Origin of the sequence: Gemmiger formicilis (assembly GCF_016901605.1) — a bacterium.
GTDB lineage: Bacteria > Bacillota > Clostridia > Oscillospirales > Ruminococcaceae > Gemmiger > Gemmiger formicilis_B.
Genome location: NZ_JACJKP010000679.1, coordinates 1 through 244, shown reverse-complemented (window position 1 = coordinate 244; position 244 = coordinate 1). Strand labels below are relative to the sequence as shown.

Sequence of the window (244 nt, the reverse complement as noted above, 5' to 3'; positions counted from 1 at the left end):
TGGTGCACCATCGGGGACTCGAACCCAGGACCCACTGATTAAGAGTCAGTTGCTCTACCAGCTGAGCTAATGGTGCATAATAGCAATCTCCGGGCCGGGCCTAAGGCTCGGCCCGGAGGCTGCTTTCTTTGAGAAGCCGGCATCTACCTATTTTCACAGGCCGTCTCCAGCCAACTATCTTCGGCACAAGTGAGCTTAACTTCTGTGTTCGGAATGGGAACAGGTGGAACCTCACCGTCATCGA

Annotated in this window: 1 tRNA gene and 1 rRNA gene; both read right to left on the bottom strand. The window is 54.5% G+C overall.

The window, feature by feature from the left end:
* Nucleotides 1–76, bottom strand: a tRNA-Lys gene (locus H6B10_RS16450).
* A 58-nt stretch (nt 77–134) separates the two neighbouring features.
* Nucleotides 135–244 (bottom strand): 5S ribosomal RNA (rrf, locus tag H6B10_RS16445); the annotation flags it as partial.